This window comes from Marinobacter persicus (genome assembly GCF_002934325.1).
Lineage (GTDB): Bacteria > Pseudomonadota > Gammaproteobacteria > Pseudomonadales > Oleiphilaceae > Marinobacter > Marinobacter persicus_A.
Genome location: NZ_PTIV01000003.1, coordinates 67,915 through 81,488 on the forward strand (window position 1 = coordinate 67,915; position 13,574 = coordinate 81,488).

The following is a 13,574-nucleotide window of genomic DNA, read 5'->3' on the forward strand; positions in this document are numbered from 1 at the left end:
ACTTTGAACACACACGATTCCAGACAATTTGACCTGCACCCGGTGGACCAGCGACGCCTGGCCACCCTGTGCGGACAGTTTGATGAAAACCTCAAGATGATTGAAAAGCGTCTTGAGGTGAAAGTTGGCCGCCGTGGCCATCACTTCCGCGCGGAAGGCCCGACCGAAAACGTGGCCGCCGCCACCGAGGTGGTTCGTCACCTCTACCGGGAAACCGAGGCCACCGACGACATTCCCCCCGATACCGTCCACCTGTACATCCGCGAAACCGGCCTTGAGCGTCTGCCGGACGACGTGCCCTATGACGAAGGCAAGGTTACCGTCATCAAGACCCCGAAACTGACCGCCAAGCCCCGGGGCCGGAATCAGCAGAAGTATGTGCACAACATCCGCACCCACGATCTGAACTTCGGCATTGGCCCGGCCGGTACCGGTAAGACCTGGCTGGCGGTGGCCTGTGCGGTGGAAGCCCTCAAAGACGAGCAGGTCAAACGCATCCTGCTGGTGCGCCCGGCGGTGGAAGCGGGCGAAAAGCTGGGCTTCCTGCCCGGGGATCTGGCGCAGAAGGTCGACCCCTACCTGCGCCCGCTTTACGACGCGCTATACGAAATGCTCGGTTTTGACCAGGTCACCCGGCTGATCGAGAAGAGCGTGATCGAAATCGCCCCGCTGGCGTTCATGCGCGGGCGCACCCTGAACAATTCGTTCATCATTCTGGACGAAAGCCAGAACACCACCCGCGAGCAGATGAAGATGTTCCTCACGCGGATCGGCTTTGGCTCCACGGCGGTGATCACCGGCGACACCACCCAGGTCGACCTGCCCCGTGGCCAGAATTCAGGCCTGATTCACGCGGCGACCGTATTGGGCAAGGTGCAGGGCATCGGCTTCACCAGGTTTGACGCCAAGGATGTGGTCCGCCACCCGCTGGTACAGCGCATTGTTGAGGCCTACGATTCCTTTGATGACGGGAGCACCACCAGCTGATGAGCGAGCTGACGGTTGATTTCCAGAACGCCTACAACGGCGACGGCGTGCCCGGCGAGGAACAGCTCCAAACCTGGGCCCAATTGGCGTGGCAGGGTGATGAGCCTTCCGAGGTAACGGTTCGTATTGTCGACGAGCCGGAAAGCCAGGCCCTGAATCACCAATACCGGGGCAAGGACAAACCCACCAATGTTTTGTCCTTCCCATTTGAGGCCCCACCCGGTATAACAGTGCCATTGGCGGGCGATCTGGTGATCTGCGCGCCGGTTGTGGAACGGGAAGCCCGGGAGCAGGGCAAGGCGTCCGAAGCCCACTGGGCCCACATGGTGATCCATGGCATGTTGCATCTTCAGGGCTATGATCATATACAAGATGAAGACGCCGAGGTCATGGAAGCTCTCGAAATCCAGTTGCTGGCGCAATTGGACATCGGCAATCCTTACGAATCAGAGGAAACGGAACCAGACTCATGAGCGACGATCAGTCGAGTCGCAGTCAGGGCAACAAGTCCTGGCTGGAGCGTTTATCACAGGCCTTTTCCAGCGGGCCTGAGTCCATCGAGGACGTGCTGGAGATCCTGCGGGACGCCGAGTCCCAGAACATCATCGATACCGATGCCATGAGCATCATCGAAGGTGCCATGCAGGTGATCGACATGCGTGCGGATGAAATCATGATCCCCCGCTCCCAGATGATCACCGTCAAGGCCTCCCAGGACCCGGGCGAATTCCTGCCTGAAATCATTTCCTCTGCCCACAGCCGTTTCCCGGTCATTGGCGAAAGCCAGGATGACGTTATCGGCGTGCTTCTGGCCAAGGACCTGCTGCCGCTGGCCATCAACAACGAGCTCGACTGGAATCACATCCGCGAGATTCTGCGCCCGCCCACCTTTGTGCCGGAAAGCAAGCGCCTGAACCAGCTGCTCAAAGAGTTCAAAGAGAACCGCAACCACATGGCCATTGTGGTGGACGAGTATGGCGGAACGGCCGGTCTGATCACGATCGAAGACGTGCTTGAACAGATCGTCGGCGAAATCGAGGACGAACACGATTTCGACGAGGAAACCCACATCAAGGCCCGGGGCGATGGCGTGTTTGCCGTCAAGGCGGCCACTCCGGTTGATGACTTCAACGAATTCTTCGGCACCGAGATGGACGAGGAAGAATTCGACACCATTGGCGGCCTGGTTCTGAAGGAATTTGGTCACCTGCCCAGACGGGGCGAAACGGTTGAATTCGGCGGGCTTACGTTTACTATTGCCAACGCCGATAACCGAGTCATCCGTCTGTTGCAGGTAACCCGAAGTGAGTCATGAACCCGGCGCTCGCCACCCCCTGAAGCTACCGTTCACGGATAATCCCTGGTTCGCCGCCGCCACCCTCCTGGTGGCCGGCGCCCTGCAAACCCTGACCCTGTCCCCGTTCCACTTCTGGTGGCTGGGCCCCGTTTCCGTCTTTCTGATTCTGCTGGTGACCGTACACCAAGCTCCCGGCAGGCTGTTCCTCTCCGGCTGGCTGACCGGCGTGGGTCTGTTTGCCTCCGGTGCCAGCTGGATTTACGTTTCCATCAGCGAACACAGCAATACCCCGGCCGCCATTGCCGTGGTGCTGATGGTTCTGTTCATCGCCGGCGTCGCCCTGTTTCATGCCCTGGCCTTCTGGTTCTGGGGCAAACTGGCCAAGGACTCACCGGTGCGCCGGCTTCTGCTGTTCCCGGCCATCTGGGTGCTGGGTGACTGGCTGCGAAGCTGGCTGCTGACCGGTTTCCCATGGCTGTACCTGGGCACCGGCCATGTCGACGGCCCGCTGGGTGGGCTGGCACCACTCACCGGCGTTCACGGCATCACCTTCTGGATCACCGTCACCGGCGTAGCGGCCTATGGCGCCTGGTGGCTGTGGCGTGAAAGCCGGCAGAAAACCGCCGGCGCGGTGGTGGCCCTGACCCTGCTGCCCTGGTTCGTGGCCCCGGCCATGAAGCAGGCGGACTGGACCGAAATGAGCGACGAGCCCATCAGCGTCGCCGCCATGCAAGGCAACATCCCACAGCGAATCAAGTGGAACCCCGAGTTCATGCGGGATCAGATTGTCACTTACCTGGGGATGACCGAAAACCACTGGCAGGCCGATATCGTCCTCTGGCCGGAAACCGCCATCCCCATCACCCAGGATGAAGCCGGCAAGATCATTGACCACATCAACAGCCAGCTAGGCGACAACAGCACTCTGATCACCGGCATCCCCTGGTATGGCTATAGCGAGCAAGTGGAAGACTTCACCTTCCACAACAGCATCATGGCCACCGGCAACGGCGAAGGGATGTACCACAAACAAAAGCTGGTGCCTTTCGGCGAGTATGTGCCTCTGGCGGGATTGCTGAGGGGGTTAATCAGTTTTTTTGACCTGCCGATGAGCAGTTTTACTCCCGGCCCGGACTATCAAAAGCCGCTGAAAGCCAGTGACATCAATGTCATGCCCTACATCTGCTATGAGGTGGCCTACCCTGATTTCGTGGCATTCAACGCCAGAAATGCCGGGTTACTGGTCACCATCAGCAACGATGGCTGGTTCGGTGATTCCATCGGCCCCCAACAACATCTGCAGATGGCCCGCATGCGCGCCTTGGAAACCGGTCGCTACATGCTGCGAGGCACCAATAACGGCGTGACAGCGATCATCAATGAAAAGGGTGAAATCACCGAGCGCATTCCGCAATTCGAGCGCGGAGTGCTCACTGGCAAGGCCTACACCGCCGAGGGCCAGACACCCTACATGCAGACCGGCTCCTGGCCGGTACTGACACTGGCCGTCATCCTGATAGTGTTTGTGCGGGAGAGGGTAATTCCAAAGAATTAATTTTTGCCACGGAATCCACGGAAGAACACGGAAATCAAAAGACAAAGACGATTTGGCCACGAAATCCACGAAAGAACACGAAATTAAAAACACAGATTTTCTATTCAGTTAATCATTTTTTCGTGTTCTTCCGTGGATTCCGTGGCTAAAAATCAGTTGTCTTCTTTCGGCGGCCAGCGGCTGGTTACACGTTCGAAATAATGGGAGCCGCAGGCCTCGCAGGGGTGCAGGTGGCTGGTTTTAGTCAGACACACCATGTGCTTGCAGTTCAGGCATTGGAACATGCCGGCGGTGGCCACTTCCCCCGAGATGTAGTGCCCCACGTCGTCATTTTCCAGTTTCTGGCGAAGCTCCAGGGTATCCACCAGTGTCTTGTCCGCCACCGACAGAAGGCGATCGGCCAACCGATGCTCCAGCATTGAGAGATCCAGCTGCAGCCACTCCTTCAGACCCTCACCGGTCTCATCCACAAATTGCATGAGGTGTTGAAGGTCCCGCTTGAGGTAAGCACTGAGCAGGTCCACTTCCTCGCGGGTCATTTCCTCCAACTCGTACTCAAACTCCGCTGCCCGCTGGATTTCATCTTCCAGCGTCTCCAGCGAGGTTTTCTGAACCTCCCGCAAACGGGTCTGAACCCGCTCCAGCATCCGGTCGTAGGCTTCAAGCGCTTTTCCTGACAGGCGGTTTCTTTCTGGTTCGCTCATATTGGCTTCCTTTTGTTTCTTTATAGCCTGATGATTTTGGTGCAAGAGTCAGGATGTGGGTTGGCTTTACGAGACACGCTGTGAATACGTCCCTGGCAGATTTTTGCTCCTGCAAAATCTGCACTCCCGCCATCCCTGGCGGTCGTACGCTTGACTGCAGCATCCATGCTGCAGACAGTCCCGTAAAGCCAACCCACATCCTGCCTCCCTGACTTCGCCACTACCTCCAAACGATTATCTACAGACAACTCTGCTGTTAACTGGCCGGGGGCAGGTATCGCTTCCCAAGACTGTCTGCAGCATGGATGCTGCAGTCAAGCCCCCATGGATGGGTTCACGGCGGGTCTTGGGAAGCGATACCTGCCCCCGGCCTCCCCAAGCAAGACCCATGGCGGAATAATAAGTATCAAATCAAATACTCACCACCTATGACAGAAGTCTGGCACAACACCACCAAATTGGCAGACTACCTGTAAAGCCCAGTGTGCGTTAGAATGTCCGGCCCCTTCGAACACCTTTTTCAGACACAGGGTAACTTTGGTAATGGCAGGAATGGACGAACAATACAATCCCCGTGATGTAGAGCAAAAAGCCCGCGACTTCTGGGAAACCAACGAAACCTTCAAAGTGAAGGAAGAACCGGGCAAACCCAAGTACTACTGCTTGTCCATGTTCCCCTACCCCAGCGGCAAACTGCACATGGGCCACGTTCGCAACTACACCATCGGCGACGTGATCTCCCGCTACCAGCGCATGCAGGGCAAAAACGTGATGCAGCCCATGGGCTGGGACGCCTTCGGCCTGCCTGCGGAAAACGCCGCCATTGCCAACAAGTCCGCCCCGGCGAAGTGGACCCGCTCCAATATTGATTACATGAAGCAGCAGCTCAAGCAGCTGGGTTTCGGTTATGACTGGAGCCGCGAGCTGGCCACCTGTGACCCGGACTACTACCGCTGGGAGCAGTGGTTCTTCGCCCGCCTGTATGAAAAAGGCCTGGTGTACAAGAAAATGTCCACCGTGAACTGGGACCCGGTCGACCAGACCGTGCTGGCCAACGAACAGGTGGTCGATGGCCGCGGCTGGCGCTCTGGCGCCGTAGTCGAGCAGAAGAAGATTCCCCAGTGGTTCATCCGCATCACCGATTATGCCGATGAACTCCTAAAAGACCTGGACGAACTGGATGGCTGGCCCGAGCAGGTCAAGACCATGCAGCGCAACTGGATCGGCAAATCCGAAGGTACCGAGCTGACCTTCCCGCTTAAAGACCGGGACGAAGGCCTGACCGTCTACACCACCCGCCCGGACACTCTGATGGGCGTGAGCTACATGGCGGTGGCCGCCGAGCACCCGCTGGCCAAGGAAGCCGCCGGCCTGCACCAGGATGTCGCACGTTTCATTGAGGAATGCGGCAACAGCAAGGTGGCCGAAGCCGAGCTGGCCACCATGGAAAAGAAAGGCATCGACACCGGTTTCAAGGCCATCCACCCGCTCACCCAGGAAGAGGTACCGGTCTGGATTGCCAACTTCGTGCTGATGGAATACGGCACCGGCGCCCTGATGGCAGTGCCAGGCCACGATGAGCGTGACCACGAATTCGCCACCAAATATCACCTGCCCATTAAGCAGGTGATTGCCGCTAATGACGGCCGGGAAATCGATGTCCAGGAAGAAGCCTTTACCGAGAAGGGCGTGCTGGTGTCCTCCGGCAAGTACAGTGGCCTGACCAGCGACGAAGCCTTCGACGACATTGCCAAGTACCTGGAAGAGAACAACATCGGTAAGCGCACCGTGAACTACCGCCTGCGCGACTGGGGTGTGTCCCGCCAGCGCTACTGGGGTGCACCGATTCCGATGATGACCCTTGAAGACGGCACCGAAATGCCTGTGCCGGACGACCAGCTGCCGGTTCGTTTGCCCGAAGATGTGGAAATGGACGGCGTACAGTCGCCCATCAAGGCCGATCCGGAGTGGTGCAAGACCGAGTACAACGGCCAGCCGGCCACCCTGGAGACTGACACTTTCGACACCTTCATGGAGTCCTCCTGGTACTACGCCCGCTTCTGCAGCCCCAACTACGATAAGGGCATGCTGGACCCGGCGGCGGCCAACTACTGGCTACCGGTGGACCAGTACATCGGCGGCATCGAGCATGCCATCCTGCACCTGCTGTACGCCCGTTTCTTCCACAAACTGCTGCGGGACGTGGGCCTGGTGGACAGCTCCGAGCCGTTCAAGCGCCTGCTGACCCAGGGCATGGTGCTGGCCGAGACCTACTACCGCAACGAAGACAACGGTGGCAAGACCTGGTTCAACCCGGCCGATGTCACCGTCGAGCGCGACAACAAGGGCCAGGTGGTTCGCGCTATCCTGAAATCCGACGGCGAGCCGGTGGAAATTGGTGGCGTCACCAAGATGTCCAAGTCCAAGAACAACGGCATCGACCCTCAATCCATCATCGACGAATACGGCGCCGACACCGTGCGCCTGTTCATGATGTTTGCCGCCCCCCCGGAACAGTCCCTGGAATGGTCCGACAGTGGCGTGGAAGGCGCTCATCGCTTCCTCAAGCGCCTGTGGCGCATGGTGAACGAGCACGCCGCCAGCGGCGACGTGCCGGCCCTGGATGCCGACAGCCTGCATGCGAATCAGAAGGCCCTGCGCCTGAAAACCCACGAGACCATTGCCAAGGTGAGCGACGACATCAGCCGCCGCCTGACCTTCAACACCTCCATTGCCGCCGTGATGGAACTGCTGAACGAGGTGGGCAAGCTGGGTGGCGATGAGCCCCAGACCCTCGCCGTTCGCCAGGAAGCCCTGGAGACCGCCGTGCTGGTGCTGGCGCCGATCGTTCCGCACATCTGTCATCAGTTGTGGCACGCCCTCGGTCACGAAGAGCCGGTGGTGGAAGCATCCTGGCCCGAGGCCGATGAAAAGGCCATGGTGCGCAGTGAAATTACCGTAGTACTACAGGTCAACGGTAAGGTTCGTGCCAAGGCCGACGTGCCGGCGGACATTGCCAAGGACGAGCTCGAAAAACTTGCCCTGGCCCACGAAAACGTGCAGCGGTTCACCGAAGATAAAACCGTTCGCAAGGTCATTGTGGTGCCTGGCAAACTCGTAAACGTGGTGGCTAACTGATATGACACTCTACCCTGCGCTGAAAGCCTCTGTTCCGAAAGCCCTGGTGCTGACGGCAGCCACCGTGTTGGCTGGCTGCGGCTTCCAGTTGCGGGGCACCTCTCCGGTGCCGGCGGCACTCCAGCCGCTGGCGGTGGATTGCCCGGCTTCCCTGCCCGGGGATTTCTGCAACTCGGTCCGGGAGCAACTTCGCCTCGGCGGTGTCGAACTGGCCAGCGAAGCCAGAGCCGACTACGTCCTCCGGCTGCGGGATTACCGGCAGGACCGCCGGGCCTCTGCCATCACCTCAACGGCGTCTGCCGCCGAATACGTGCTGCGCCATACGGTGTCACTGGAGTTGATGACCTCAGAACAGGTACCACTGATCGGCAAAACCGACCTGAACGCCAGCGAAAGCTATCGCTACGATGAGAACAACGTGCTGGCCAAACAGCGCGAGGAAGACGAGCTGCGCCAGCAACTCGGGGACCGTTTGGCCCAGCAGGTCATTTTCCGCCTGGCACCGATGACCCGCGAACGCATTGACGCGGCGATTGCGGAATACAACGCCAGCCAGAAAACCGACAACGGCTCATGAAGACCCAGCCCGGCCAGCTTCCCCAGCTACTGAAAAAAGGCCTGGCTCCGGTGTACCTGGTCTCTGGTGACGAACCCTTGCTGGTCCAGGAATGCTGCGATCAGATCCGGGCCGCTGCCCGCGACGCCGGTTATCAGGACCGTCTGGTCTACCACGCCGATCACCAACTGGACTGGAACTCGGTGGCCGAGGAATGCAACGCCCTGTCGTTGTTCGCCGAAAAGCGCCGCATTGAGATCCACCTGCCATCCGGCAAGCTGGGTGATGGCCGCAAGGTGATGGAGCAGGTACTGCAGGCACCGCCAGAAGATGTGGTACTGCTTCTGATCAGCGCCAAACTGGATGCCGCCGAAACCAAGCGCAAATGGTACAAAGAGCTGCAAGGCACCGGGGTACACGTGCCAGTGTGGCCGATTGACCCCGAAAAATTCGCTGGCTGGCTGCAGCAACGAGCCAGCACCCAGGGCCTTCAACTGACTCGTGGCGCCCTGATGATCCTGGCGGAACGCCTGGAAGGCAACCTGCTGGCCGCTTCCCAGGAACTGGATCGCCTGGCCCTGCTGGTTGGCAACAATAAGACCATCGACGAGGAAACCGTGGAGCAGGCGGTACAGGACAGCTCCCGGTTCAGCGGTTTCGAGCTGGTGACCGAACTGCTTGCGGGCAAGGCGGCGCACGCCGGCAAGATCATCGGCGTGCTGCAGCAGGAAGGGGAAAACCCGCTGGGCCTGCTCAGCGTGCTGACCCGTGACCTGAACCTGATCCTGGAATTCCAGAAAACCGTGCAGCCCGGTGAAAACCCATCGGCGTTCCTGAAAAAACGCGGCGTGTTCCAACCCCGCCGGGCCACCGCCGTTCGCCAGGCCGCCAGTCGACTCAACCGGGCCCAGCTTCAACAGGCCCTGTACCTGTGCAGCCTGACCGACCGCGCAGCCAAGGGATTTGACGATTTAGGCCCCTGGCATCACCTCAGGGATCTGGCAGTCCTGCTCGCCGCTCCGGCTCGCTGATTGGCTTGACAGAAATTCGGCAACAACGCCATTCTGAGACTATCTTTCATCAAGGAAGGCAAGGAGGATAGTGACGATGACTCTGCAAGACGATTTCCACAAGCTGTCAGAAAAGATCAAACAGTACCGGGATGAAGCCCGGGTGCAAATGCACCTGGCCCGCGAAGACGTCAAGGACGAGTGGGACGATCTGGAGAAGGACTGGGAGCGGTTCCGCCACAAGATGGATCAAGTACTCCATGACACCCAGGACGCCGGCCATGAAAGCCGGGAAACCCTGAACCGGCTGGGTGAGGATCTTAAAAAGGGCTACCAGAACATCCGTAAAAAGCTCTGACGCAGCCCCGGACCTTGTCCCGGTGTACTGAAAAGCAGGCCAGACGGCCTGCTTTGCTTACCGCCCTCAGATTTCTTCAACCGTGGGCGCCATCATGGCATCCGCGCCACTGCGAATACCCTCACCCAAAGCCACCGTTCTCGGCAGCAACCGGTCAAAATAGAAACGGGCCGTTTTCAGCTTGCCGGTATAGAAACCGGAGGTATCACCTTCCGCATTACCGGCAGCCGCCTTGGCCATCTTCGCCCACATGAAGGCAAGCGCGGTATAACCAAACATATCCAGGTAATCCACGGCCGCCGCACCAATGGCTTCGGGGTTGTCACCCGCCTGCTTCAGCACCAATTCGGTTACATCCGCCAAACGCTCCACGGCTGCCGCCAGGGGCTCCAGGTAGGGGCGAAGCGTGGCATCCGAGCTGTTCTGCTCGATAAAATCGGTGACGTCCTCGGCGAACAGCTCGAACAGCTTGCCTTCACTGCCAACCACCTTGCGCCCCATCAGGTCCATGGCCTGGATGCCGTTGGTGCCTTCATAGATCTGGGTGATGCGGCAATCACGAACCAGCTGTTCCTGCCCCCATTCCCGGACAAATCCATGGCCACCAAACACCTGTTGCCCCAGGATGGTGGTATCCAGCCCCCGGTCGGTCAGAAACGCCTTGGCCACCGGGGTTAACAACGCCACCATGCCATCGGCGTACTGGCGTTGCTGGTCATCGTCCGAATACTTGGCCCGGTCCAGCCAGCCCGCTACATAGGTGGAAAACGCCCGACCACCTTCCACGAAGCTCTTCATGGTCAGCAACATCCGGCGAACATCCGGGTGCACCAGGATCGGGTCCGCGGCCTGGTCCGGCTGCTGCGCGCCCTTGGGCGCCCGGCTCTGGGTACGCTCATTGGCATAGGCCCTGGCACTTTGCAGGGAAGCTTCCGCCGCGCCCAGCCCCTGGATACCCACACCCAAACGCTCGTAATTCATCATGGTGAACATGGCGGCCAGACCCTTGTTCGGCTCGCCCACCAACCAGCCGGTGGCACCGTCGTAATTCATCACGCAGGTGGCGGAAGCCTTGATGCCCATTTTCTTTTCCAGGGAACCGCAGCCGAATTGATTGCGCTCGCCCAGAGAGCCATCCTCGTTCACCAGGAATTTGGGCACCAGGAACATGGAAATACCCTTGGGCCCCTTGGGCGCATCCGGCAGCTTGGCCAACACCAGGTGCACAATGTTCTCGGCCATGTCGTGCTCGCCCCAGGTGATAAAAATCTTGGTACCGGTAATCCGATAAGAGCCGTCATCCTGAGGGTCGGCTTTGGTTCGGATGATACCCAGATCGGTGCCCGCGTGCGGTTCCGTCAGGTCCATCGCGCCGGACCATTCGCCAGAATAAAGCTTGGGCAGGTATTTTTCCTTCAGCTCCGGGCTGCCGTGAGCGTTCAGTGCCACGCAGGCACCGGCCGTCAGCATCGGAGCCAGGCCGAAGGACATATTGGCGCCCTGCATCATCTCCTCGAACTGGGCCACCAGGGTTTTGGGCATGCCCATGCCACCGAACTCCGGGTTCCCGCCAAGGCCATTCCAGCCCCCTTCCACCAGGGTCTGGTAAGCCTCCCTGAACCCATCCGGGGTAGTAACCTCACCCTCGTTCCAGTGACAACCCTGCTCGTCCCCTTCCCGGTTAATCGGGGCCAACACACCACTGGTGATCTTGCCGGCTTCCTCCAGAATGGCATCGGCCGTCTCCGGGTCCACGTTTTCGGAAACTTTGGGCAGGGAGGCCCACAGGGCCGGAGCATCGAAAACTTCGTTAAGGACAAAGCGCATCTCACGAAGGGGCGCCTGGTAATCTGCCATAGTACGACTCCTGAACTGACCTGAAGTGGCCTGGCACGGGATGGATTGCCGCCACGGATTATTGTTTTACTACTCTAGCCTATAACGCCAAGTACCTGATAAAAAAGCCCGCCTCCGGCGGGAGAACGGGCCTTGTTGTTCGCTCGCTGATTGCCTGACGACCTCAGATAAAGAAGGCGTCTTCGGGCATGTCCAGCAGGCTGTCGGCTCCCGCCAGCATCGCCTCGGCGTGTGCCTTGGTGCGCGGCAGCATGCGCTTGAAGTAGAAGCGCGCAGTCTGAACCTTGGCGTTATAGAACATCTCTTCGGTGGTGCCCTCGGCCATCTGGTCCAGCGCCACCTTGGCCATGCGGGCCCACAGGTAACCGAACACGATGTAACCGGAGTACATCAGGTAATCCACCGAAGCAGCACCCACTTCCTCGCGGTTCTTCATGGCGGTCATGCCGATCTTCATGGTGAGGTCGCCCCACTCCTTGTTGAGCGCAGCCAGCGGCTCGACAAACTCCTTGAGCTGCTCATTGTCGGCGTTTTCCTTGCAGAACAGGTGCACCTGCTTGGTAAACACTTTCAGCGCCTCGCCCTGACTCATCAGCACCTTGCGACCCAGCAGGTCCAGCGCCTGGATGCCGGTGGTGCCTTCGTAGATCATGCCGATGCGGGCATCACGCACGTTCTGCTCCATGCCCCATTCGGAGATGTAGCCGTGGCCACCGAACACCTGCATGCCCAGGTTGGCCGATTCGTAACCGATTTCGGTCAGGAAAGCTTTGGCAATCGGCGTCAGGAAGCCCAGCAGCGCATCCGCCGCCTGCTTTTCCTCATCGGTCTTGCCGCTGTGTACGATGTCCACCTGCTGGCCGGCCAGGTAGATCAAAGCCCGGGCGCCTTCGGCGATGGCTTTCTGGGTCAGCAGCATGCGGCGCACGTCCGGATGCACGATGATCGGATCAGCAATGCCGTCAGGGTTCTTCGGACCACTCAGTGAACGCATCGCAAGGCGCTCCTTGGCGTAGGCCAGTGAACCCTGGAAGCCCAGCTCGGCCGAACCCAGACCCTGAATGGCGGTGCCGATCCGGGCAGTGTTCATGAAGGTGAACATGCAGTTCAGGCCTTTGTTCTCCGGCCCGATCAGCCAGCCCTTGGCGCCATCAAAGTTCATTACACAGGTGGCGTTACCATGGATGCCCATCTTGTGCTCGAGCGAGCCGCAGGACACACCATTACGCTCACCGGCAGAGCCGTCTTCGTTCGGCACTTGCTTGGGTACGATAAACAGGGAAATGCCCTTGGTGCCTTCCGGCGCACCCGGCAGGCGGGCCAGCACAATGTGCACGATGTTCTCGGCCATGTCGTGTTCACCGGCCGAAATGAAAATCTTGGTGCCGGTGATGCTGTAGCTGCCATCCTCGTTGGGTTCGGCCTTGGCCCGCAGGGTGCCCAGGTCCGACCCGCAGTGGGGTTCGGTCAGACACATAGTGCCGGTCCACTCACCGCTGGTGAGTTTGGTGAGGTAGGTCTGCTTTTGCTGCTCGGTACCATGGGCCTCAATGGTGTTGATAGCACCGTGGCTCAGGCCCGGGTACATGCCCCAGGACCAGTTGGCGGTGCCCACCATTTCACTGATCACCAAGCCGATGGAATGGGGCAAGCCCTGGCCACCGTAGTTCGGATCCGCCGTGATCGACGGCCAGCCGCCTTCCACGTACTGCTGATAGGCTTCCTTGAAACCGGTGGGGGTTTTCACACCGTCTTCGCTCCAGGTACATCCTTCGTTGTCACCCACCGAGTTCAGCGGAGACAGGACCTGCTCACAGAATTTGGCCCCTTCGCCGACAATGGCATCGATCATATCCGGGGTGGCGTCTTCGGCACCCTCCAGGCTGGCGTAGTGCTGCTCGGCGTTGAGCAGCTCGTTCATCACAAACTTGATATCACGCAGGGGAGCTTTGTATTCAGGCATGGAAATCCACCTCGGTTACAGGCTGGCTACGCATTAGGGGTGCGTATGCCGGGTTGCTCAAAGGCGGTGTTGCATCAACAGGCCGCCGCAATTAAACGCATGTTTGAAACATACGTTTCGATGCATAAAATTGTCAATACTTTTTGAGC

Annotated in this window: 11 protein-coding genes; 8 read left to right on the forward strand and 3 right to left on the reverse strand. The window is 59.3% G+C overall.

The window, feature by feature from the left end; all coding sequences use genetic code 11:
• Positions 1 to 3 precede the first annotated feature (3 nt).
• From BY454_RS02580 to lnt, 4 genes are read left to right on the forward strand one after another with little or no spacing between them, the layout of a single operon-like run.
• Complete coding sequence (locus BY454_RS02580; protein ID WP_104415075.1) at positions 4 to 987, forward strand: PhoH family protein; 984 nt, start codon at positions 4 to 6, stop codon at positions 985 to 987.
• The gene (ybeY, locus tag BY454_RS02585; RefSeq protein WP_104415076.1) at positions 987 to 1,460 is read left to right on the forward strand and encodes an rRNA maturation RNase YbeY; all 474 of its coding nucleotides are present in this window, start codon (positions 987 to 989) and stop codon (positions 1,458 to 1,460) included. Before BY454_RS02580 ends, ybeY begins: the two co-directional genes overlap by 1 nt.
• A complete protein-coding gene (locus BY454_RS02590; RefSeq protein WP_104415077.1) occupies positions 1,457 to 2,302 on the forward strand; it encodes an HlyC/CorC family transporter in 846 nt (281 codons plus the stop codon). Before ybeY ends, BY454_RS02590 begins: the two co-directional genes overlap by 4 nt.
• Positions 2,292 to 3,839 (forward strand): apolipoprotein N-acyltransferase, encoded by a 1,548-nt coding sequence (lnt, locus tag BY454_RS02595; RefSeq protein WP_104415078.1) that lies wholly within the window; start codon positions 2,292 to 2,294, stop codon positions 3,837 to 3,839. Before BY454_RS02590 ends, lnt begins: the two co-directional genes overlap by 11 nt.
• A gap of 152 nt (positions 3,840 to 3,991) precedes the next feature.
• Here lnt and BY454_RS02600 read toward each other — a convergent pair whose 3' ends face one another.
• Positions 3,992 to 4,543, reverse strand: coding sequence for a zinc ribbon-containing protein (locus BY454_RS02600; RefSeq protein WP_104415079.1), 552 nt, complete (start codon positions 4,541 to 4,543; stop codon positions 3,992 to 3,994).
• A gap of 552 nt (positions 4,544 to 5,095) precedes the next feature.
• Here BY454_RS02600 and leuS point away from each other — a divergent pair.
• The 4 genes from leuS to BY454_RS02620 all read left to right on the forward strand — a co-directional run bounded on the left by leuS (position 5,096) and on the right by BY454_RS02620 (position 9,605).
• A complete protein-coding gene (gene leuS, locus BY454_RS02605; RefSeq protein WP_104415080.1) occupies positions 5,096 to 7,681 on the forward strand; it encodes a leucine--tRNA ligase in 2,586 nt (861 codons plus the stop codon).
• Position 7,682: 1 nt separating this feature from the next.
• Entirely contained in the window at positions 7,683 to 8,258 is a 576-nt protein-coding gene (locus BY454_RS02610) for an LPS-assembly lipoprotein LptE (RefSeq protein ID WP_104415081.1), read from the forward strand.
• Complete coding sequence (gene holA / locus BY454_RS02615; RefSeq protein WP_104415082.1) at positions 8,255 to 9,268, forward strand: DNA polymerase III subunit delta; 1,014 nt, start codon at positions 8,255 to 8,257, stop codon at positions 9,266 to 9,268. The genes BY454_RS02610 and holA overlap by 4 nt, the downstream gene beginning before the upstream one ends.
• A 76-nt stretch (positions 9,269 to 9,344) precedes the next feature.
• Positions 9,345 to 9,605, forward strand: coding sequence for a hypothetical protein (locus BY454_RS02620; RefSeq protein ID WP_104415083.1), 261 nt, complete (start codon positions 9,345 to 9,347; stop codon positions 9,603 to 9,605).
• A 66-nt stretch (positions 9,606 to 9,671) separates the two neighbouring features.
• On the opposite strand, the gene BY454_RS02625 is transcribed toward BY454_RS02620, so the two are convergent.
• Together BY454_RS02625 and BY454_RS02630 are read right to left on the reverse strand one after the other, a co-directional pair.
• On the reverse strand, positions 9,672 to 11,462 hold the full coding sequence (locus BY454_RS02625; protein WP_104415084.1) for an acyl-CoA dehydrogenase C-terminal domain-containing protein: 1,791 nt from the start codon (positions 11,460 to 11,462) through the stop codon (positions 9,672 to 9,674).
• A 163-nt stretch (positions 11,463 to 11,625) separates the two neighbouring features.
• Positions 11,626 to 13,425 carry an acyl-CoA dehydrogenase C-terminal domain-containing protein gene (locus tag BY454_RS02630; RefSeq protein ID WP_104415085.1) on the reverse strand — a complete coding sequence of 600 codons (1,800 nt, stop codon included), beginning with the start codon at positions 13,423 to 13,425 and terminating at the stop codon, positions 11,626 to 11,628.
• Between the last annotated feature and the right edge of the window lie 149 nt (positions 13,426 to 13,574).

Coding starts and splice junctions, on each gene's coding strand:
- BY454_RS02600 (WP_104415079.1), bottom strand. CDS start 4,543: ATGAGCGAACCAGAAAGAAACCGCCTGTCAGGAAAAGCGCTTGAAGCC.
- BY454_RS02630 (WP_104415085.1), bottom strand. CDS start 13,425: ATGCCTGAATACAAAGCTCCCCTGCGTGATATCAAGTTTGTGATGAAC.
- BY454_RS02610 (WP_104415081.1), top strand. CDS start 7,683: ATGACACTCTACCCTGCGCTGAAAGCCTCTGTTCCGAAAGCCCTGGTG.
- BY454_RS02620 (WP_104415083.1), top strand. CDS start 9,345: ATGACTCTGCAAGACGATTTCCACAAGCTGTCAGAAAAGATCAAACAG.
- ybeY (WP_104415076.1), top strand. CDS start 987: ATGAGCGAGCTGACGGTTGATTTCCAGAACGCCTACAACGGCGACGGC.
- leuS (WP_104415080.1), top strand. CDS start 5,096: ATGGACGAACAATACAATCCCCGTGATGTAGAGCAAAAAGCCCGCGAC.
- BY454_RS02590 (WP_104415077.1), top strand. CDS start 1,457: ATGAGCGACGATCAGTCGAGTCGCAGTCAGGGCAACAAGTCCTGGCTG.
- holA (WP_104415082.1), top strand. CDS start 8,255: ATGAAGACCCAGCCCGGCCAGCTTCCCCAGCTACTGAAAAAAGGCCTG.
- BY454_RS02625 (WP_104415084.1), bottom strand. CDS start 11,462: ATGGCAGATTACCAGGCGCCCCTTCGTGAGATGCGCTTTGTCCTTAAC.